We start from the raw sequence: 19,419 nt of genomic DNA, 5'->3' as shown, positions 1-19,419 counted from the left end.
GCGGAGAAGATCCCCGACTGATCATCGGGAGGTTACCGGTGAGCATCACCCGGCCCTGGTGCCACTGAGCCCGTGGGAGAGATTATGCCCCGGTAACCTGTTTCCCTGTCGCCTCAAGACCGAACGGTATCCTGTGCCCTGAGCACCCACATATAAGGATGGTCCGGCGATATTATTCATAAGGTTACGGAGTGCCATGATGGAGCTTATTCCTGTCGGCGTTGATATCGCCAAACTCAAATTTGATGTCGCCGTCCTGCTGCCTAATCAGAAATACAAAACCAAAAAATTCCCCAACACCTCTGCCGGATGCCGCGAGTTCCTCAGCTGGCTGGCACGTTTTGGCGACTGCCATGTCTGCATGGAAGCGACGGGCTGCTACAGCACTGAACTTGCCACCCTGCTGGCCGATAACGGCTGCTGTGTCAGCCTAGAAAATCCCGCCCGCATACACGCGTTTGGCAATACGGAGCTGACCCGCAACAAAACAGACAAAAGTGATGCGGCACTGATAGCCCGCTACTGCGCCCTGTATCAACCCGCCCCCTGGTATCCTGCTCCGCTGAGTGAGCGTCAGCTGACGGCGCTGGTACGCCACCTGCGTAATCTGGAAGAGATGCGGCAGATGGAGATGAACCGCCTTGAAGCAGCCGATGAGGTCATTGTTCCCTCACTGCATGAACATGTCGCCATGCTGGATGAACTGATTGACGAAACACGAAAGAAAATCAGCCAGCACATCGATGATAACCCTGACCTGAAGCGGGACAGGGAACTGCTGAAGAGCATCCCCGGGATCGGTGAAATGCTGAGCGTGAGCCTGCTGGCGTTCGCGGGTAATCTGAGACGGTTCAGTGAAAGTAAGGCACTGGTGGCTTACGCCGGGCTGAATCCACGGCGCTGTGAGTCGGGGATGTGGAAAGGAAAAAGCAGGCTGTCAAAAGTGGGTCACGCAGAGCTGCGCAGTGCGCTGTATATGCCGGCAGTGGTGGCGGGAAGGTGCAATGAGGTGGTGAAGAATCTGATGGACAGGCTGGCAGCGAGAGGAAAGACAGGGAAGGAACGCGTATGTGCCGGGATGAGAAAACTGCTCCAGCTGGCTTATGGCGTGGTGAAATCCGGACGAGAATTTAATGCTGAAATACCGCTTGCCGGATAACCGACAAGACGGTATCTCTCCCACAGGGAGAGGGAGAAAACCGAGGCGAGGGAGTTGAAGCCGCACCGTACAGTCCCCTCTCCCTGTGGGAGAGGGTTAGGGTGAGGGGAAATTACCCCATCCCCATTTTCAACACCGCCGCAATATTCCGCGCCGCCATCCGCACATTCACTTCCGCGCTCTCCAGCGCCTCTTCCAGCGTGCACACCCTATAAATCACGCTAAACACCGCGTCGATCCCGTGCAGATGCACCACGCCGACATCCGCCGTCAGGCTGCCCGCAATTCCGATCACCGGCTTGTTGTAGCGTTTAGCCACCTTCGCCACGCCAACGGGGACTTTGCCGTGGATCGTCTGGCTGTCGATACGCCCTTCACCGGTAATCACAAGATCCGCATCGGCAACCTGTTTGTCCAGGTGCAGCGCGTCGGTGACAATCTCGATCCCCTGGCGCAGCTCGGCACCGCAAAACGCATACAGCCCCGCGCCCATACCACCGGCCGCCCCGCCGCCTTCAAGATTCAGGACGTCGATATCCAGATCGCGGGCAATGATTTTCGCGTAGTGCGTTAACGCATCATCCAGTCTTGCGATCATCTCCGGCGTCGCCCCTTTTTGCGGGCCAAACACCGCCGATGCCCCTTCTTCGCCCGTCAGCGGATTAGTGACGTCGCAGGCCACTTCAATCCGACAATCGGCCAGGCGCGAGTCCAGTTCGCTGATATCAATGCGCGCCAGCTTTTCCAGCTCGCCGCCGCCGAGACCAATCGGATTGCCGTCGCCATCCAGCAGTTTCGCCCCCAGCGCCTGCACCATCCCGGCCCCGCCGTCGTTGGTCGCACTGCCGCCGATACCGATGATGATATGTTTCACCCCCGCGTCCAGAGCGTGACGAATCAGTTCGCCCGTGCCCCAGGAGGTAGTTTTTAACGGATTGCGTGAGGAAGGCGCGACCATCTCCAGGCCGCTTGCCGCCGCCATTTCAATGAATGCGCTCTGCTCGTCGCCCGATAATCCGTAAAACCCTTCGGCGTTTTCGCCCAATGGCCCCGTGACCCGCACCTTGATAATACCGCCCTGCGTGGCCGCGACCATCGCCTCAACCGTCCCTTCGCCGCCGTCGGCAACGGGCAGTTTGACGTAGTCCGCGTCCGGGAAGATCTCACGAAATCCCTGCTCGATCGCCGTCGCCACCTCAAGAGCACTCAAACTCTCCTTGTACGAGTCCGGTGCGATTACAATTTTCATAAGCCATCCTTACGCCTGTTGACTGGATTGAGCATACACCCGCGCGGAAAACAAAAATGCCGACTCCCGCAGGAACCGGCATTCACACTTAGCGCACCATGCACGGGCGCTTGTTGTTAAACGTCCAGTCCGGGATGAGATATTGCATCGCCATCGCATCGTCGCGCGCGCCAAGCCCGTGTTTCTGGTAGAGCTCGTGCGCTTTCATCAGCTGATCCATATCCAGCTCGACGCCCAGCCCCGGCGTGGTCGGCACCTGCACCATGCCGCCTTTAATCTCGAACGGCCGTTTGGTCAGGCGCTGATTGCCCTCCTGCCAGATCCAGTGGGTATCGATAGCGGTAATGTTGCCCGGTGCGGCGGCGGCTACGTGGGTGAACATCGCCAGCGAAATATCAAAGTGGTTGTTGGAGTGCGAGCCCCAGGTCAGGCCGAACTCATGGCACATCTGCGCCACGCGCACGGAGCCCTGCATGGTCCAGAAGTGTGGGTCCGCCAGCGGAATATCAACGGATTGCAGCGACAGCGTGTGGCCCATCTGACGCCAGTCGGTGGCGATCATGTTGGTCGCCGTCGGCAGACCGGTTGCGCGGCGGAACTCGGCCATCACTTCACGCCCGGAGAAGCCCTGCTCTGACCCGCAAGGATCTTCTGCATACGCCAGCACGCCTTTCAGCTGTTTCCCGATGCCAATCGCTTCATTGAGTGACCAGGCTCCGTTCGGATCGAGGGTTACGCGCGCCTGCGGGAAGCGTTTCGCCAGGGCGACTATCGACTCGGCCTCTTCTTCGCCCGCCAGTACACCGCCCTTCAGTTTGAAATCGTTAAAGCCATATTTTTCGTAGGCCGCTTCCGCCAGGCGCACCACCGCATCCGGCGTCATGGCTTCGTCGTGACGCAGGCGATACCAGTCGCATTTTTCATCCGGCTGACTCTGATACTCCAGCGGGGTCAGTTTGCGATCGCCGACGAAGAACAGATAGCCGAGCATTTCGACTTCGCTGCGCTGTTGACCTTCGCCCAGCAGCGAGGCGACGTTGACGCCCAGGTGTTGACCCAGCAGATCCAGCATCGCCGCTTCAATCCCGGTCACCACATGAATAGTGGTGCGCAGATCGAAGGTTTGCAGCCCGCGCCCGCCCGCATCGCGGTCGGCAAAGGCACCGCGCACGGCGTTTAAAACGTTTTTGTATTCGCCAAGGGTTTTGCCCACCACCAGCGGGATGGCGTCTTCCAGGGTTTTGCGGATCTTCTCGCCGCCGGGGATTTCACCCACGCCCGTGTGGCCGGAGTTATCTTTGATAATCACAATGTTGCGGGTAAAGAACGGAGCATGGGCACCGCTCAGGTTCATCAGCATGCTGTCGTGGCCCGCGACGGGAACAATCTTCATGGACGTAACAACAGGAGTAGAAAACGTGTTCATCGTGCAATCCTTTTGATTAGTGGCGACCGAACGCCGGGCGTTTGCGGTCAAATGTCCAGCCGGGAACGAGATACTGCATCGGGCCCGCGTCATTGCGCGCGCCGCCTGGCAGCGTCTTGTACAGCTCATGCGCCTTGTGGATCTGATCCCAGTCCAGCTCGACGCCCAGCCCCGGCGCATCCGGTACGGCAATCTTGCCGTCTTTAATCTCCAGCGGATTTTTGGTCAGGCGCGCGTCGCCCTCCTGCCAGATCCAGTGCGTATCGATAGCCGTTGGTGTGCCCGGCGCCGCAGCCCCAACGTGGGTGAACATCGCAAGCGATATATCGAAATGGTTGTTCGAATGACAGCCCCAGGTCAGGCCCCAGTCGTCGCACAGCTGCGCGACACGCACCGCGCCGGAGAGCGTCCAGAAGTGCGGATCGGCCAGCGGAATATCCACTGAATTGAGCATGACCGCATGGCCCATTTCGCGCCAGTTGGTGGCGATCATATTGGTCGCCACCGGCAGCCCCGTTGCGCGGCGGAACTCGGCCATCACCTCGCGACCGGAGAAGCCCTGCTCGGCCCCGCACGGATCTTCCGCGTAAGTGAGGACGTCGTTCAGCCCTTTGCACAGCGAAATCGCCTCGTCCAGCAGCCAGGCCCCGTTCGGATCGACGGTGATCCGCGCATCCGGGAAGCGTTTTTTCAGGGCGCGGGCGCTGTCGATCTCCTGCTCGCCCGGCAGAACACCGCCTTTCAGTTTGAAATCTTTAAAACCGTAGCGATCCTGCGCCGCCTCGGCCAGGCGCACCACCGCCTCGCTGGAAAGGGCTTCCTGATGGCGCAGGCGATACCAGTCGTGATTCCCCGGCGTTTCGGACAGATACGGCAGATCGGTTTTCGTGCGATCGCCCACGTAGAACAGATACCCGAGCACGGTGACCGCGTCGCGCTGTTTACCCGGCCCCAGCAGCTCGCACACCGGCACGTTCAGCGCTTGGCCAAGCAAATCCAGCAGCGCCGCTTCGAGCGCCGCCACTGCGTTCACCCGCAGCTCAAACGTCCAGGCCCCTTTGCCGAAGGTATCAAAATCGGCAGCCTGATTGCCTTTGTGGACTTGCTGCACCACTTTGTTCAGGCGCGCAATCTGCTGGCCGACGACCATCGGAACGGCATCCAGCAGAGTCCTGAGGATCACTTCCCCGCCCGGCGCTTCACCCACGCCGGTGTTTCCGGCGCTGTCCGTGAGCACCACGATATTGCGGGTAAAAAAGGCGTTATGTGCCCCGCCGATATTGAGCAGCATGCTGTCGTAACCGGCCACCGGAATGACCTGCATATCAGTAATCACTGGACTTGATTGAGTATTCATCATGCACGCCCCGCGACCGGTTTGAGTTCAACGCGTTTGATATCGCCCACCAGCACCAGATAGCTGAGGACCGCCACCAGGGCATGGACGCCGACGTAAATCAGCGCACCGTTGAAGGAGCCGGTGGTGCCGACGATATAGCCGATGGCAATCGGGGTGACGATGCCGGAAATGTTGCCGAACATATTGAACAGCCCGCCGCTGAGACCGCTGATCTCTTTCGGTGCGGTATCCGCCATCACCGCCCAGCCCAGCGCGCCGATGCCTTTGCCGAAGAAGGCCATCGCCATAAAGCCGATAATCATCCACTCGGCATTGACGTAGTTACAGAACACCATGGTCATGGAGAGCAGCATACCGAGCACAATTGGCGTTTTACGCGCGATATTCAGCGACCCGGTGCGGCGCATCAGCCAGTCGGAGATCACCCCACCCAGCACGCCGCCGATAAAGCCGCACACCGCCGGAACCGAGGCGACAAAGCCCGCTTTCAGAATCGACATTCCGCGCGCCTGCACCAGATAGACCGGGAACCAGGTGATGAAGAAGTAGGTTAAGGCGTTGATGCAGTACTGCCCGAGATAGATGCCGATCATCATTCGCGAGCCAATCAGCTGTTTGATTTGCGCCCACTTCTGGCTGAAGGGTACTTTGGCTTTATCGCTTTTCAGATCCATGTTGATCAGCGCGCCGCCTTCGGCGATGTACTCCAGCTCTTTCTTGTTCACGCCCGGATGTTGATTGGGTTCGTAGATCACTTTCAGCCAGACAAAGCTGATGATGATCCCGAGTCCACCCATGAAGAAGAAGACGTGCGACCAGCCCACCTCGTGGGTCAGCCAGCCCATGATCGGGGCGAAGATCACCGTGGCGAAATACTGGGCAGAGTTAAAAATCGCCACCGCCGTGCCCCTCTCCTGCGCCGGGAACCAGGCCGCGACGATACGGCTGTTGCCAGGGAAGGACGGCGCTTCCGCCAGCCCAACGAGGAATCGTAAGGTGAAGAGTGCAACGATGATGCCGAAGCCGTTGAAGATATCGACGAAGCCCTGCAGCAGGGTAAACATCGACCAGATAAAAATGGACCAGAAGTAGACGCGTTTCGAGCCGAAACGGTCGAGCAGCCAGCCGCCAGGGATTTGGCCAATCACGTAGGCCCATGAGAATGCGGAGAAGACGTACCCCATGCCGACCGGATCGAGGCCGATATCTTTTGCCATTTCGGAACCGGCAATCGACAGCGTGGCGCGGTCGCCATAGTTGAAGGACGTGACGATAAACAGCATCACCACTATCCAGTAGCGAGCATTGGTGCGCTTCTCAGCGCTGCTCGCCGCTTGGCTTAATGTACTCATTGTTGCACTCCTGAATCTTGGCTTGCGCCAGGTTCATTCTGTACGACATAACCTGTAGGGTAATCAGAATGAGAGGTTAGTGTTTTGCAGTGTTGGTACGGCTTTCCTGAAATAACGGCGCCGTTTTATTGTCTCTGACTGCATTTTTAGTAACTGACGGGGAGAGTATATGTAAGGGGAGGCCGCTCCCTCACCGTGCATCACCACAACATTGGCGGGCAGGTCAGAGGTTGTTTGTGGCAAAAGCCCAGGGGAGTGGAAGATGGTTCACGAAAATGGGGAAGAGTGTGAGCTTGATTGCCGGGTGGCGGCTGCGCCTTACCCGGCCTACGTGCCAGAGGGTTTTGTAGGCCGGGTAAGGCGTAGCCGCCACCCGGCAAAAGGCTACTTAATCAACCCACCCCACTGCTCAACCCACGGATTGGACTGGCTTTCTGGCTCCGGGTGTTCACCGGCGTCGATCATCAGCATCTCACCGATGCGCTGCGCGCTCTGCTCCTGCAGCAGGGCATCGAACTGCTTACCGCCGCCGCAGAAGTTGGCGTAGCTGCTGTCGCCGAGGGCAATAATGCCGTAGCGCGTGTCCGGCTGATAACCCAGTTTATCTTTGATGGCCTGGAAGAGCGGCACGATGCTGTCCGGCAGATCGCCCTGCCCGGTTGTGGATGTCACCACCAGAACGTACTGATCTTTGTATTTTTCCCAGTCGGCGAGCTCCGGATCTTCATAGACCGCCGCTTTGTGCCCCTGACCAATCAGGATCGCTTCGGCCTCTTCGGCCACCAGCAGCGAGTTACCGTACATTGTGCCGACAAAAATGCCTACTTCAGCCATGCTTCACTCCCTTCATTATCGCTATTGCTGTTCATCCTGAACGTTGCTCGCCACAAACTCAACCCTTTCATTTTCGGGGAGTTGCCCCATCCAGCCAAACTGTGACAGCGCCTGCATCCAGACGTCATCCAGCCCCGCGCGGATCACCAGCGGCTCGCCGGTAAACGGATGGGTCAGGCTCAACTGGCTGGCGTGCAGCATCAGGCGGTTGCAACCGAAATGTTCCGCGGCGCTGCGGTTCTGGCGCAAATCGCCGTGCTTGCTGTCGCCAATAATCGGGTGGCGCAGATGGGAGAGATGGCGACGCAGCTGGTGTTTGCGCCCGGTATGCGGCTCAAGTTCGACCAGACCGTAGCGGGTGGTCGGAAATTTCCCGGTGGCAACAGGCATTTCGACCGTCGCCAGACCGCGATAATCGGTCACCGCAGGCTGCGGCTCTTTATCGTCGCGGGCAAATTTATCGGCGATTTTATCCAGCTCTTCGACCAGCGGATAATCGAGGGTCGCTTCGTCCATCAGCCAGCCGCGTATGATGGCGTGATAGCGTTTTTGAATCTGATGCTGTTCGAACTGCTGGGACAACAGACGCCCGGCCTCGCTGGAAAGCCCCATCAGCAGTACGCCAGAGGTGGGTCTGTCGAGACGATGGACGGTAAACACGTGCTGACCAATCTGGTCGCGCACGGTCTGCATCACCACCACTTTCTCATCGCGATCCAGCCAGCTACGGTGGACCAGCCAGCCTGACGGCTTATTGACTGCGACCAGCCACTCGTCCTGGTAGAGGATCTCAATGGTCATGCCTGGCCGCCGGAAAACAGCGTGTCCAGACGTTGCAGTTCGATCAGCACGACTTCGCGCACCGGGTGCTGGGCATCCAGCGCCATTTCGTAATACGGGGCGACGGCAAAATCGTGCGGGAGCGGATAACCCCCGTCCAGCAGGGCATGCAGACGCGGGATAAGCACCCACTGCAGCCACTCGAAGGGCTCAAGGGTGTCGAGGCAGAAAGGCTGGGTGCTTTCGAATGCCTCTGGCTGCGGCGCCGTTTCCTGCCACAGCTGATGGTGGCGCAACAGAGCTTCGATGGCGTGCAACTGGGCACGAACGCTGTCGTTATGCGTCATAAAAACCTCAACGGAAAAACTGAACGGCGCGCAGCATAGCATTCCGGGGCGCAGAAATAAAAAAAGGGAGCACTGTATAAACAGTGCTCCCGGTTCGTTCCGCAGCAATCCAGCTACAATTTGTGCTCCCTGCTCGTCCGTGACAACTTTTCCAGTGGCCGTGAGGCCTGATCGTCCGTAACCGCGCATCCTGCTCACATCATCCTGATGTGATTGTTTCATCCTGAAACGTCCTGGCCTTCCTGACCCACCGGGCTTCATGTCCGGTTCTCATTCTCCGTCCTGGAGGTGTCCCTTACGCGTCCTGCGTGTTCCTTTTGCTTCAATCCTGAAGCCTTCCTGTTGCGCCATCCTGACGTGTCCTGTGTGAGAAACGTCATCATCCTGATGTTCGTCTCTCGTGTCGTCATCCTGTCGACGGACATAGAATCCCTTATTAAGCTTCGTCTTACAACCCACGCTTACAGAATTACCGAACTCATTAATTCGGTAAAAGTGAGAATTTAAAGATTCAATACACTGAAACTAATAGATTTTTAACTAATTAACGCGCTAATGCTGCCAATGAATTTCGGCGATCTCTCACAAACCTTGTAAGAGATCTCTCACAAACGCTGTAGGTCAAAGGATTACAAAACAGGGTCGAGTTGATTCAGGAAATCCGCAAGTGAAGGGGCGAGAACATCGCGTTTGCGGGTGCCGAGCGTCTCTTTGATCACTTCGCCATTCAGGTTAGAGACGGCGATCACATCCAGTTCGCTGTCGAGGGTGGCGATAAACAGACTCGGTGCAAGCTTCAGGCGTTTTTGCGTCACCAGATGACCAATCAGGTTCTCCTGAACGCGCTGGAAATCCTCTTCGCTCCAGGTCTGCAGCAGCGTCATCGTTTCATTCGCGAAACGGGCGCGCATATCCCCGGCAAATTGTGTGGTGTAAAACGCATGAACGGCAGGTTGTACCACGATGTCCATGGCGCGCTCAACCGCATTTACATTCTGCTCCAGCGTGAAGGGCTGCGGCTGCCAGATGATTTTGTCGTCGAGCGTCGTGATGATGCACGGTGACGGGACGCCGTATAACTCTTCACTTTGCGGCCAGGTTTCATTCTGTTGATGCCAGGCATCGCAATAGCGCGTAGTGAACGCCGTCAGGGCATTTGCAGTCTCGATATCCACCGATTTCTCTCTTCACGTAAGACAGGATAAACTTGTGCCTATAGTTTACCTGCAAAGTGACAATGAAACATGTCTTACGAAAATCATCAGGCGTTATCCGGCTTAACCCTTGGCAAATCGACCGCCTACCGCGACATCTATGACGCCACCCTGCTGCAGGGCGTGCCACGCAGCCTGAACCGCGATCCGCTGGGGCTCACCGCCGGTGCGCTGCCCTTCGTCGGCGGCGATATCTGGACGCTGTACGAACTCTCCTGGCTGAATGCGCGCGGTCTGCCGCAGGTTGCGGTTGGCCATGTGGAGCTGGATTACGCCAGCGTGAATCTGGTGGAATCCAAAAGCTTTAAGCTCTATCTCAACAGCTTTAACCAGACGCGGTTTGACTCCTGGGACGAGGTGCAGCGCACGCTGGAGCGCGATCTGAGCGCCTGCGCTCAGGGAAAAGTGACGGTGGCGCTGTATCGCCTGCATGAGCTGGAAGGCCAGCCGGTCGCGCATTTTCACGGCACCTGCATCGACGATCAGGATATCGCCATCGACAGCTACGAATTCAGCACCGACTACCTGCAAAACGCCGCGGGCGAAAAAGTGGTTGAAGAGACGCTGGTCAGCCACCTGCTGAAATCCAACTGCCTGATCACCCACCAGCCAGACTGGGGCTCCGTGCAAATTCAGTATCGCGGACCGAAAATCGACCGTGAAAAACTGCTGCGCTATCTGGTCTCATTCCGCCATCACAACGAGTTTCACGAGCAGTGCGTCGAGCGCATCTTCAATGATATCCAGCGCTTCTGCCAGCCGGAGAAACTGAGCGTTTACGCGCGTTACACCCGTCGCGGCGGGCTGGACATTAACCCGTGGCGCACCAACACGGACTTTGTTCCGGCGACCGGGCGTTTGGTTCGTCAGTAAATATTTCTTAAATATGCGTACTCTATTCCGCGTCTAAGGTTGTGAAACGTCATAAGCCAGGGCTATTGTAATCAACAGGGAAAGAAGATCTTCATCCCGTAAGGAGCTCACTTGATTACACATATTAGCCCGCTTGGCTCAATGGATATGTTGTCGCAGCTGGAAGTGGACATGCTTAAACGCACGGCCAGCAGTGACCTGTATCAACTGTTTCGTAACTGTTCCCTTGCCGTTCTGAACTCCGGAAGCCTGACAGATAACAGTAAAGAGCTGCTGTCACGTTTTGAAAGCTTTGATATCAACGTATTGCGTCGCGAACGCGGCGTGAAGCTTGAAGTCATTAATCCGCCGGAAGAGGCTTTTGTCGACGGGCGAATCATTCGCTCCCTGCAGGCCAACCTGTTCGCCGTGCTGCGCGACATCCTGTTTGTTAACGGACAAATTCACAATGCCGGGCGCTTCCAGCACCTGAACCTGGAAAGCTCGGCACACATGACTAACCTGGTCTTCTCCATTCTGCGCAACGCCCGCGCCCTGCACGTCGGCGAAGCGCCGAACATGGTGGTCTGCTGGGGTGGTCACTCCATCAATGAAACCGAATATCTCTACGCCCGCCGCGTGGGGACTCAACTGGGTCTGCGCGAACTGAACATCTGCACCGGCTGCGGTCCGGGTGCGATGGAAGCACCGATGAAAGGCGCAGCCGTGGGTCACGCCCAGCAGCGCTACAAAGAGGGCCGATTCATCGGGATGACGGAACCGTCCATCATTGCTGCAGAGCCGCCGAACCCGCTGGTGAATGAGCTGATCATCATGCCGGATATCGAAAAACGTCTCGAAGCCTTCGTGCGCATTGCCCACGGGATCATCATCTTCCCGGGCGGCGTCGGCACGGCGGAAGAGCTGCTGTATCTGCTGGGTATTCTGATGAACCCGGCGAACAAAAATCAGGTCTTACCGCTGATCCTCACCGGGCCAAAAGAGAGCGCCGATTACTTCCGCGTGCTGGACGAGTTTATCGTTCACACCTTAGGTGAAGCGGCGCGTAGCCACTATCGCATCATCATTGACGATGCGGCTGAAGTGGCGCGTCAGATGAAAAAGGCGATGCCGCTGGTGAAAGAGAACCGCCGTGATACGGGGGATGCCTACAGCTTTAACTGGTCGATTCGCATTGCGCCGGATCTGCAGAAGCCGTTTGAGCCGTCCCATGAAAACATGGCGAACCTGAAACTGTATCCGGATCAGCCGGTGGAAGTGCTGGCGGCTGATCTGCGTCGCGCGTTCTCCGGCATCGTGGCCGGTAACGTCAAAGAGGTGGGCATTCGCGCCATCGAAGAGCACGGCCCTTACAAAATCCACGGCGACAGCGAGATGATGCGCCGCATGGATGACCTGCTGCAGGGCTTTGTCGCCCAGCATCGTATGAAGTTGCCCGGTTCAGCCTATATCCCGTGCTACGAGATCTGTGCCTGACCGCAAATTTCACTTCATGTTTAAGCCGGGGATCCCCCGGCTTTTTAATTTCTGCTGATAAAACATAGATATTACTTATCTTATTTACAATTCCATTCACCGCGCAAACGATTACCTGCATTTTGCGACCGTGGTTTATCAGCCTTAATCTAAATTAACTGCAAGAAAAAACTAAAAATCACCATCTTTGCAGCGAAACCCACGTATCTCACCGTCTGAGCTTTCACGCCGTATGTCGTTAATGGTAGCCTTCGCGCCCGTAAATCCGCTTTGACGTTTTATTAACAGTTTTTTGGTCTAAATATGCCCACTTCAAAAGTGGATTATTGCATTTGGGATCAGGATCACTGATACATTCATCACTTAAATGTATCTTTCCGCCCGCCAATAGTTACGGGCAAAAATTATAAAAAAACCGTCATTGAACGAATTTCATATTACCGTCAGGCCCTTTTTCATCGGAATTGACTAAAAAGCCTGACAAATTGCTTCCTCCAGGAGAAATAGATGGAAACCACTCAAACCAGCACCATTGCTTCGACAGAATCCCGAAGTGGATGGCGCAAAACGGACACCATGTGGATGCTGGGCCTGTACGGTACAGCAATCGGCGCGGGTGTCCTGTTCCTGCCTATCAACGCAGGCGTTGGCGGTCTGATTCCGCTGATCATCATGGCTATCATTGCTTTCCCGATGACCTACTTTGCACACCGCGGCCTGACCCGTTTTGTGCTGTCCGGTAAAAACCCTGGCGAAGACATCACCGAAGTGGTTGAAGAGCACTTTGGCGTCGGCGCAGGTAAACTGATTACCCTGCTCTACTTCTTCGCGATTTACCCGATTCTGCTGGTTTATAGCGTGGCGATTACTAACACCGTTGAAAGCTTCATGACGCACCAGCTGCACATGACGCCGCCACCGCGTGCGATTCTGTCTCTGATCCTGATTGTCGGCATGATGACCATCGTTCGTTTCGGCGAGCAGATGATTGTTAAAGCGATGAGCGTGCTGGTCTTCCCGTTCGTGATTGCCCTGATGGTGCTGGCGTTCTACCTGGTTCCACAGTGGAACGGCGCAGCGCTGGAAACGCTGTCCCTGAGCAGCGCATCTGCCACCGGTAACGGCCTGTGGATGACCCTGTGGCTGGCGATCCCGGTAATGGTCTTCTCCTTCAACCACTCCCCGATCATCTCCTCTTTCGCCGTCGCGAAACGTGAAGAGTACGGTCAGGGCGCAGAGAAAAAATGTTCCAGCATCCTGGCACGCGCTCACATCATGATGGTTATCACCGTGATGTTCTTCGTGTTCAGCTGCGTACTGAGCCTCTCCCCGGCAGACCTGGCCGCGGCGAAAGCGCAGAACATCTCGATTCTGTCTTACCTGGCTAACCACTTTAACGCACCGCTGATTGCCTGGATGGCGCCAATCATCGCGATTATCGCTATCACCAAATCCTTCCTCGGCCACTACCTGGGCGCACGTGAAGGCTTTAACGGTATGGTGATTAAATCCCTGCGCGGTAAAGGCAAAACCATTGAAATCAACAAACTGAACAAAATCACTGCCCTGTTCATGCTATTGACCACCTGGGCTGTTGCGACCATGAACCCGAGCATCCTCGGCATGATCGAAACTCTGGGCGGCCCAATCATCGCGATGATTCTGTTCCTGATGCCGATGTACGCGATTCAGAAAGTCCCGGCAATGCGTAAATACAGCGGCCATATCAGCAACGTCTTCGTTGTGATTATGGGCCTGATTGCCATCTCCGCGATTTTCTTCTCTCTGTTCAGCTAATACCTCCTGCGCCGTCTTCGGACGGCGCACTCCTCCTCTGACTGATAGCCATGGACGCATCATGATTAGCGTATTCGATATCTTCAAAATCGGTATTGGACCTTCCAGCTCTCATACTGTCGGGCCAATGAAAGCCGGTAAACAATTCACGGATGACTTGATTTCACGCGGCATTCTGCACGACGTCACGCGCGTGGTTGTAGATGTGTACGGCTCTCTGTCCCTTACGGGCAAAGGCCACCATACTGACATCGCCATTATCATGGGCCTGGCGGGGAACCTGCCGGATTCCGTTGATATTGATTCAATCCCTGGATTCATTCAGGACGTGAATACTCATGGCCGCCTGCTGCTGGCAAACGGCGAGCATGAGGTCGAATTCCCGGTTGATAAGTGCATGAACTTCCATGCCGACAACCTCTCCCTGCATGAGAACGGGATGCGAATCACCGCCCTGGCAGGCGAAACGGCGATTTACAGCCAAACTTATTACTCCATCGGCGGCGGTTTTATCGTCGACGAAGACCACTTTGGTCTGGCCAGCGACTCCTCCGTTGCGGTGCCTTATCCGTATAAAAATGCGGCAGATTTACAGCGTCATTGTGAGGAGACCGGTCTGTCACTCTCCGGCCTGATGATGAAAAACGAGCTGGCGCTGCACAGCAAAGAAGAGCTGGAACAGCACTTCAAAAACGTCTGGGATGTGATGCGCGGCGGTATCGAGCGCGGGATCACCACCGAAGGCGTTCTGCCGGGCAAACTGCGCGTCCCGCGTCGTGCTGCTGCGTTGCGTCGTATGCTGGTAAGCACCGATAAAACCACCACCGACCCGATGGCGGTCGTGGACTGGATCAACATGTTCGCGCTGGCGGTTAACGAAGAAAACGCTGCTGGCGGACGCGTGGTGACTGCGCCGACTAACGGCGCGTGCGGTATCGTTCCGGCGGTTCTGGCGTACTACGACAAATTCATCCGCGAAGTGAACGCTAACTCGCTGGCGCGCTATCTGCTGGTCACCAGTGCGATTGGCTCGCTGTACAAGATGAACGCGTCGATCTCCGGTGCCGAAGTGGGCTGCCAGGGCGAAGTCGGCGTGGCCTGTTCCATGGCGGCGGCGGGCCTGACGGAGCTGCTGGGCGGTAGCCCAACGCAGGTCTGTATCGCGGCGGAAATCGGCATGGAACATAACCTCGGCCTGACCTGCGACCCGGTTGCCGGGCAGGTACAGGTACCGTGCATCGAGCGTAACGCGATTGCTTCCGTGAAAGCGGTCAACGCCGCACGTATGGCCCTGCGCCGTACCAGCGAGCCGCGTGTTTGTCTCGATAAAGTTATCGAAACCATGTACGAGACCGGGAAAGATATGAATGCCAAATACCGCGAAACCTCGCGCGGCGGACTGGCCATGAAGATCGTCACCTGCGATTAAAACTGTGCGCCTCGCTTTTGCGAGGCGCCTTCCCAATTCCCTCTCCTCTCGTAGTTTCATCCTGCTGACAGTGTTACCCTTTATTCATCAACAGAAGGGAGATTATCTGTGGCTGTTCATTTGCTTATTGTCGACGCGCTCAACCTGATTCGCCGTATCCATGCGGTGCAAGGCACGCCCTGTAAGGACACCTGTCTGCACGCGCTGGAGCAGCTGATTCGCCACAGCCAGCCCACGCACGTGGTCGCCGTGTTCGACGATGAAGCGCGTAATACCGGCTGGCGTCATCAGCGTTTACCGGACTACAAAGCCGGGCGCGCCCCGATGCCAGAGGATCTGCATGCAGAAATGCCCGCCATTCGCGCCGCCTTTGAGCAGCGCGGCGTGCCGTGCTGGGGCGCTCATGGCAACGAAGCCGACGATTTAGCCGCCACTCTGGCGGTCAAAGTCGCGGGTGCCGGACATCAGGCCACCATCGTCTCCACGGATAAAGGCTACTGCCAGCTGCTTTCCCCGACCATTCGCATCCGGGATTACTTCCAAAAACGCTGGCTGGATGCGCCGTTTATCGCCAGCGAATTTGGCGTCTCGCCGCAGCAGTTGCCGGATTACTGGGGACTTGCCGGGATCAGCAGCTCAAAAGTGCCAGGCGTGGCCGGGATTGGCCCCAAAAGCGCAGCCCAGCTGTTAACGGATTTTCAGGATCTGGAGGGGATTTACGCCCATCTGGAAGAAGTTCCCGAGAAGTGGCGCAAGAAGCTGGAGGCGCACAAAGAGATGGCGTTTATCTGCCGGGACGTGGCGCGGTTACAGACGGATTTACAGTTAGACGGGAATTTGCAGCAGTTAAGGCTGGAGCGGTAAGGAATTGCCGGGTGGCGGCTTCGCCTTACCCGGCCTACAAAATCAAAACCTTAACATATCGTAGGCCCGGTAAGCGCAGCGCCACCGGGCATAAAACCGCATAAATGCCAACATCGTGCCGGGTGGCGGCTTCGCCTTACCCGGCCTACAAAATCAAAACCTTAACATATCGTAGGCCCGGTAAGCTCAGCGCCACCGGGCACAACACGTCGCACTATCGCTCGTCGCGACGACCACCGACCGCAGCCCACCAGCGGCGAACATGGACCGTCACTTCTTCACGGTCATGGTACAGCTGACGCGCCTGAATTTCGGCGTTGATGCCCTGCGCATTCAGCTGCTCCTGAATATACGCCAGGTTCTGGGACACCTCTTCGTAGCGCTTTTTCATCGGCAGCTTGAGGTTGAAGATCGTCTCACGACACCAGCCGTTCACCAGCCAGGATGCCATCAGCGCAGCCACTTTCGCCGGTTTCTCCACCATATCGCACACCATCCAGGTGATGTTGTTGCGGGTCGGGCGATAGCGGAAACCATCTTCACGTAGCCAGGTCACCTGTCCGGTATCCATCAGGCTTTGCGCCATCGGGCCGTTATCGACAGACGAAACCCACATGTTGCGCTTCACCAGCTGATAGGTCCAGCCGCCAGGACAAGCGCCCAAATCCACGGCATACATGCCGTTCGCCAGGCGCTCATCCCACTCGTCGGCCGGAATAAAGACGTGGAACGCCTCTTCCAGTTTGAGCGTTGAACGGCTTGGCGCATCAGATGGGAACTTAAGGCGCGGGATGCCCATATAAAACGGCGAGTTGTTCGTCGTGTAGGAATACCCGGTATAACAGCAGCCAGGGGCGATAAAGAAGACATGCACCACAGGGCGCTTTGGCGTCTCGTAGTTTGTCAGCACGCCCACCTCACGCAGCGCGGCGCGCAGCGGAACGGTGAATTTGCGGCAGAACTTCATCAGCTCTTTGCTTTCGTTGGTATCCGCGACTTCAACGCGCAGATCGCCGCCCTTCTCGACCACGCCCTGCAGCATTCCCGAGATCGGGGCAATACGATCGTCTGGCGGTAAATCGGTCAGCAGCTCGCCCGCGGCAAACATCTGACGGGCGAAAATCAACGAGCTGAAGGGTAACTTGCTGACGATCTTATCCGCATCATCAGGCTGATAGCACTCGAAGACCACATAGCCCGAGTGCTCTTTAACGCGGGCAAAGCCGAAGACGTCCAGACGTGACGCTTTGTCCGTAATTTCCGCGGCGCACTCTTTCTCAAACCCCGGGCGACAATATAAAACAACCTTACTCATGAACAACGCCCCTGCGTTTCAGACGGATAGCTCCGATAAACATCAATACCCACCCGGCGAGGAAACTGACGCCGCCGACGGGTGTAACAAACGCCCACAGGCGTAAATGTGACAGTGCGAGGCAGTACAAGCTGCCGCTAAACAGTACGGTTCCGAGCGCGAGAAACACGCTGCTCCAGTAGAACCAGATGCTAATCCGGCGCTGCATCGCCACCGCGAGTCCAAAGATGGCCAGCGTGTGAAACGCCTGATATTCAAGGCCGGTCTGGATCCAGCCCATTTCAACAACCCCTAAGGACTTGCTTAACACGTGCGCGCCAAACGCGCCCAGTGCGACAAAAATAAAGCCACTCACCGCGGCAAAAATCAGCATGAAACGGCTGGTCATGTGTCTGTCCTAAAAGTTATGCGTGCCCGGCACACAAAAGAGATGATCATTCGTAACGAAAGCGGAATTTTTCTTGCTCATGTGCCGCCTTCGCCAGTATCCACTGCCGGAAGGCGGCTATTTTACCCAGTTCTGCCTGACTGTCATGACAAACCAGATAAAACGCATTCTTACTGACCAGAACATCATTAAACGGGCAGACCAGGCGGCCTGCCTCAATTTCGGACTGCGCCATCACGTTGTTGGCCAACGCCACGCCCTGTCCGTGTATGGCAGCCTGTAACACCATCGCACTGTGGCTAAAGATGGGGCCATGCTGCACATTAATATGATTAAGACCCAACTGACGGGTATAAGTTTGCCAGTCGCGACGAGAAGCATCGTGTAAAAGCGTATGTTGCGCCAGATCGGCAGGCGTTTTCAACGCTTTGTCACCGGTCAGCAGCAGCGGTGAGCACACCGGCAGGAGATATTCTGCGTATAATTTTTCAACACGCAAGCCTGGCCAGTTGCCGCGACCGTAAAAAATCGCCACGTCGACGTCATCCGCCAGTTTGTCTTCCTGACGGTCAACCGCCTGGATCCTGACGTCGATTCCCGGATAAGCTGAGTTAAAGCTAGAGAGTCTTGGCACCAGCCAATGAATGGCAAAACTGGGCAATAAACTGACCGTCAGCGCCCCTTTTGCACTTCGCGCCTGAAGTTTGCGCGTGGCTTCGGTGAGCTGAGAAAAAATGTCTTTGATATCCTGAAAATAGCTCTGTCCTTCTTCCGTCAGAAGCAGCGAACGGTTGCGGCGACGGAACAGCTTAAGCCCCAGGAAATCCTCGAGAGACTTGATTTGATGACTTACTGCGGCCTGCGTCACAAAAAGCTCATCGGCCGCGCGCGTGAAGCTCAGATGGCGCGCTGCGGCATCAAAAACTCGTAATGCATTGAGGGGTGGTAATCGCTTCGACATGGTTATCAGGCTTAGATGTTAAAGGTATTTAACACATAGGAAACAACGTTTAACCTATTAGTTTTTTTTATCTGAGCCATTATAATTTGTCCGTTGAGGAACTACCAGCAAATACCTATAGTGGCGGCACTTCCTGAGCCGGAACGAAAAGCTTTTTTTGGAATGCGTGTTCTGAAGGGCTTTTGGCTTACGGTTGTGATGTTGTGTTGTTGTGTTTGCAATTGGTCTGCAATTCAGATCACGGTAGCGAAGCTACCCTTTTTTCACTTCCTGTACATTTACCCTGTCTGTCCATAGTGATTAATGTAGCACCGCCTATTTGCGGTGCTTTTTTTTGGTCTAAATTTCCTTATTTATCAAGCTCAACCATCTCTTTCACGTCAGTGCGGTTGATCTGCTGCTTGTTCCCGTTCGCATCCTTATACGAGATCATCCCGGTCTCATTATCGGTTTTTGGTTTCCCGTCAGAGACGATGGTTCGACCGTCATTGGTATGCATCACGTAGTTGTTACCAGAACAGGCGCTCAGGGCAAAAGTCATTACACAGGCAGAAAAGATTGCGGCAGTCTTGTTCATAATTTTCTCCATTAGCAA

The 19,419-nt window shown here is 56.1% G+C and carries 18 protein-coding genes; 6 read left to right on the top strand and 12 right to left on the bottom strand.

Annotated features, from left to right (window positions below):
- Positions 1-196: 196 nt before the first annotated feature.
- A complete protein-coding gene (locus AC3WS9_RS04740) occupies positions 197-1,159 on the top strand; it encodes an IS110 family RNA-guided transposase (RefSeq protein ID WP_492486993.1) in 963 nt (320 codons plus the stop codon).
- Between the two features lie 112 nt (positions 1,160-1,271).
- On the opposite strand, the gene AC3WS9_RS04735 is transcribed toward AC3WS9_RS04740, so the two are convergent.
- The 8 genes from AC3WS9_RS04735 to syd form a co-directional block, all read right to left on the bottom strand.
- Positions 1,272-2,408 carry a glycerate kinase gene (locus AC3WS9_RS04735; RefSeq protein WP_492486992.1) on the bottom strand — a complete coding sequence of 379 codons (1,137 nt, stop codon included), beginning with the start codon at positions 2,406-2,408 and terminating at the stop codon, positions 1,272-1,274.
- Between the two features lie 88 nt (positions 2,409-2,496).
- On the bottom strand, positions 2,497-3,834 hold the full coding sequence (gene gudD / locus AC3WS9_RS04730) for a glucarate dehydratase (RefSeq protein ID WP_492486990.1): 1,338 nt from the start codon (positions 3,832-3,834) through the stop codon (positions 2,497-2,499).
- A gap of 16 nt (positions 3,835-3,850) precedes the next feature.
- Positions 3,851-5,191: an enolase C-terminal domain-like protein gene (locus tag AC3WS9_RS04725; RefSeq protein WP_492490300.1), complete on the bottom strand. Its 1,341-nt coding sequence runs from the start codon at positions 5,189-5,191 to the stop codon at positions 3,851-3,853.
- Positions 5,191-6,546: a galactarate/glucarate/glycerate transporter GudP gene (gudP, locus tag AC3WS9_RS04720; protein WP_282492783.1), complete on the bottom strand. Its 1,356-nt coding sequence runs from the start codon at positions 6,544-6,546 to the stop codon at positions 5,191-5,193. The genes AC3WS9_RS04725 and gudP overlap by 1 nt, the downstream gene beginning before the upstream one ends.
- A 384-nt stretch (positions 6,547-6,930) precedes the next feature.
- Positions 6,931-7,380 carry a flavodoxin gene (locus AC3WS9_RS04715; RefSeq protein WP_492486988.1) on the bottom strand — a complete coding sequence of 150 codons (450 nt, stop codon included), beginning with the start codon at positions 7,378-7,380 and terminating at the stop codon, positions 6,931-6,933.
- 21 nt (positions 7,381-7,401) lie between these two features.
- Positions 7,402-8,181, bottom strand: coding sequence for a tRNA pseudouridine(65) synthase TruC (truC, locus tag AC3WS9_RS04710; protein ID WP_492486986.1), 780 nt, complete (start codon positions 8,179-8,181; stop codon positions 7,402-7,404).
- Positions 8,178-8,507, bottom strand: a complete 330-nt coding sequence (locus tag AC3WS9_RS04705; RefSeq protein WP_282492780.1) for a YqcC family protein — start codon at positions 8,505-8,507, stop codon at positions 8,178-8,180. The genes truC and AC3WS9_RS04705 overlap by 4 nt, the downstream gene beginning before the upstream one ends.
- Before the next feature lie 629 nt (positions 8,508-9,136).
- Entirely contained in the window at positions 9,137-9,682 is a 546-nt protein-coding gene (gene syd / locus AC3WS9_RS04700; protein ID WP_492486984.1) for a SecY-interacting protein, read from the bottom strand.
- A gap of 69 nt (positions 9,683-9,751) precedes the next feature.
- On the opposite strand from syd, the gene queF reads away from it, so the two are divergent.
- From queF to xni, 5 genes are all read left to right on the top strand, one after another.
- Positions 9,752-10,594, top strand: a complete 843-nt coding sequence (gene queF / locus AC3WS9_RS04695) for an NADPH-dependent 7-cyano-7-deazaguanine reductase QueF (RefSeq protein ID WP_492486982.1) — start codon at positions 9,752-9,754, stop codon at positions 10,592-10,594.
- 111 nt (positions 10,595-10,705) lie between these two features.
- Positions 10,706-12,070 carry a nucleotide 5'-monophosphate nucleosidase PpnN gene (ppnN, locus tag AC3WS9_RS04690; RefSeq protein WP_282492777.1) on the top strand — a complete coding sequence of 455 codons (1,365 nt, stop codon included), beginning with the start codon at positions 10,706-10,708 and terminating at the stop codon, positions 12,068-12,070.
- A gap of 507 nt (positions 12,071-12,577) precedes the next feature.
- Positions 12,578-13,867: an HAAAP family serine/threonine permease gene (locus AC3WS9_RS04685; protein WP_282492776.1), complete on the top strand. Its 1,290-nt coding sequence runs from the start codon at positions 12,578-12,580 to the stop codon at positions 13,865-13,867.
- Positions 13,868-13,928: 61 nt separating this feature from the next.
- Positions 13,929-15,296 carry an L-serine ammonia-lyase gene (locus tag AC3WS9_RS04680; RefSeq protein WP_285143746.1) on the top strand — a complete coding sequence of 456 codons (1,368 nt, stop codon included), beginning with the start codon at positions 13,929-13,931 and terminating at the stop codon, positions 15,294-15,296.
- Positions 15,297-15,404: 108 nt separating this feature from the next.
- Positions 15,405-16,160: a flap endonuclease Xni gene (gene xni / locus AC3WS9_RS04675; protein WP_285154023.1), complete on the top strand. Its 756-nt coding sequence runs from the start codon at positions 15,405-15,407 to the stop codon at positions 16,158-16,160.
- A 214-nt stretch (positions 16,161-16,374) separates the two neighbouring features.
- On the opposite strand, the gene rlmM is transcribed toward xni, so the two are convergent.
- From rlmM to AC3WS9_RS04655, 4 genes are all read right to left on the bottom strand, one after another.
- Positions 16,375-17,475: a 23S rRNA (cytidine(2498)-2'-O)-methyltransferase RlmM gene (gene rlmM / locus AC3WS9_RS04670; RefSeq protein WP_282491559.1), complete on the bottom strand. Its 1,101-nt coding sequence runs from the start codon at positions 17,473-17,475 to the stop codon at positions 16,375-16,377.
- On the bottom strand, positions 17,468-17,863 hold the full coding sequence (locus AC3WS9_RS04665) for a DUF423 domain-containing protein (RefSeq protein ID WP_095283190.1): 396 nt from the start codon (positions 17,861-17,863) through the stop codon (positions 17,468-17,470). The genes rlmM and AC3WS9_RS04665 overlap by 8 nt, the downstream gene beginning before the upstream one ends.
- A gap of 46 nt (positions 17,864-17,909) precedes the next feature.
- Complete coding sequence (gene gcvA, locus AC3WS9_RS04660) at positions 17,910-18,824, bottom strand: glycine cleavage system transcriptional regulator GcvA (RefSeq protein WP_095283191.1); 915 nt, start codon at positions 18,822-18,824, stop codon at positions 17,910-17,912.
- A 349-nt stretch (positions 18,825-19,173) separates the two neighbouring features.
- Entirely contained in the window at positions 19,174-19,401 is a 228-nt protein-coding gene (locus tag AC3WS9_RS04655; RefSeq protein ID WP_282491558.1) for a YgdI/YgdR family lipoprotein, read from the bottom strand.
- Positions 19,402-19,419 lie beyond the last annotated feature (18 nt).

The organism is Lelliottia sp. EB106-05-01-XG201 (assembly GCF_058791735.1).
Note: the sequence above shows the minus strand (reverse complement) of the source record. Positions and strands in the feature narration are given on the sequence as shown.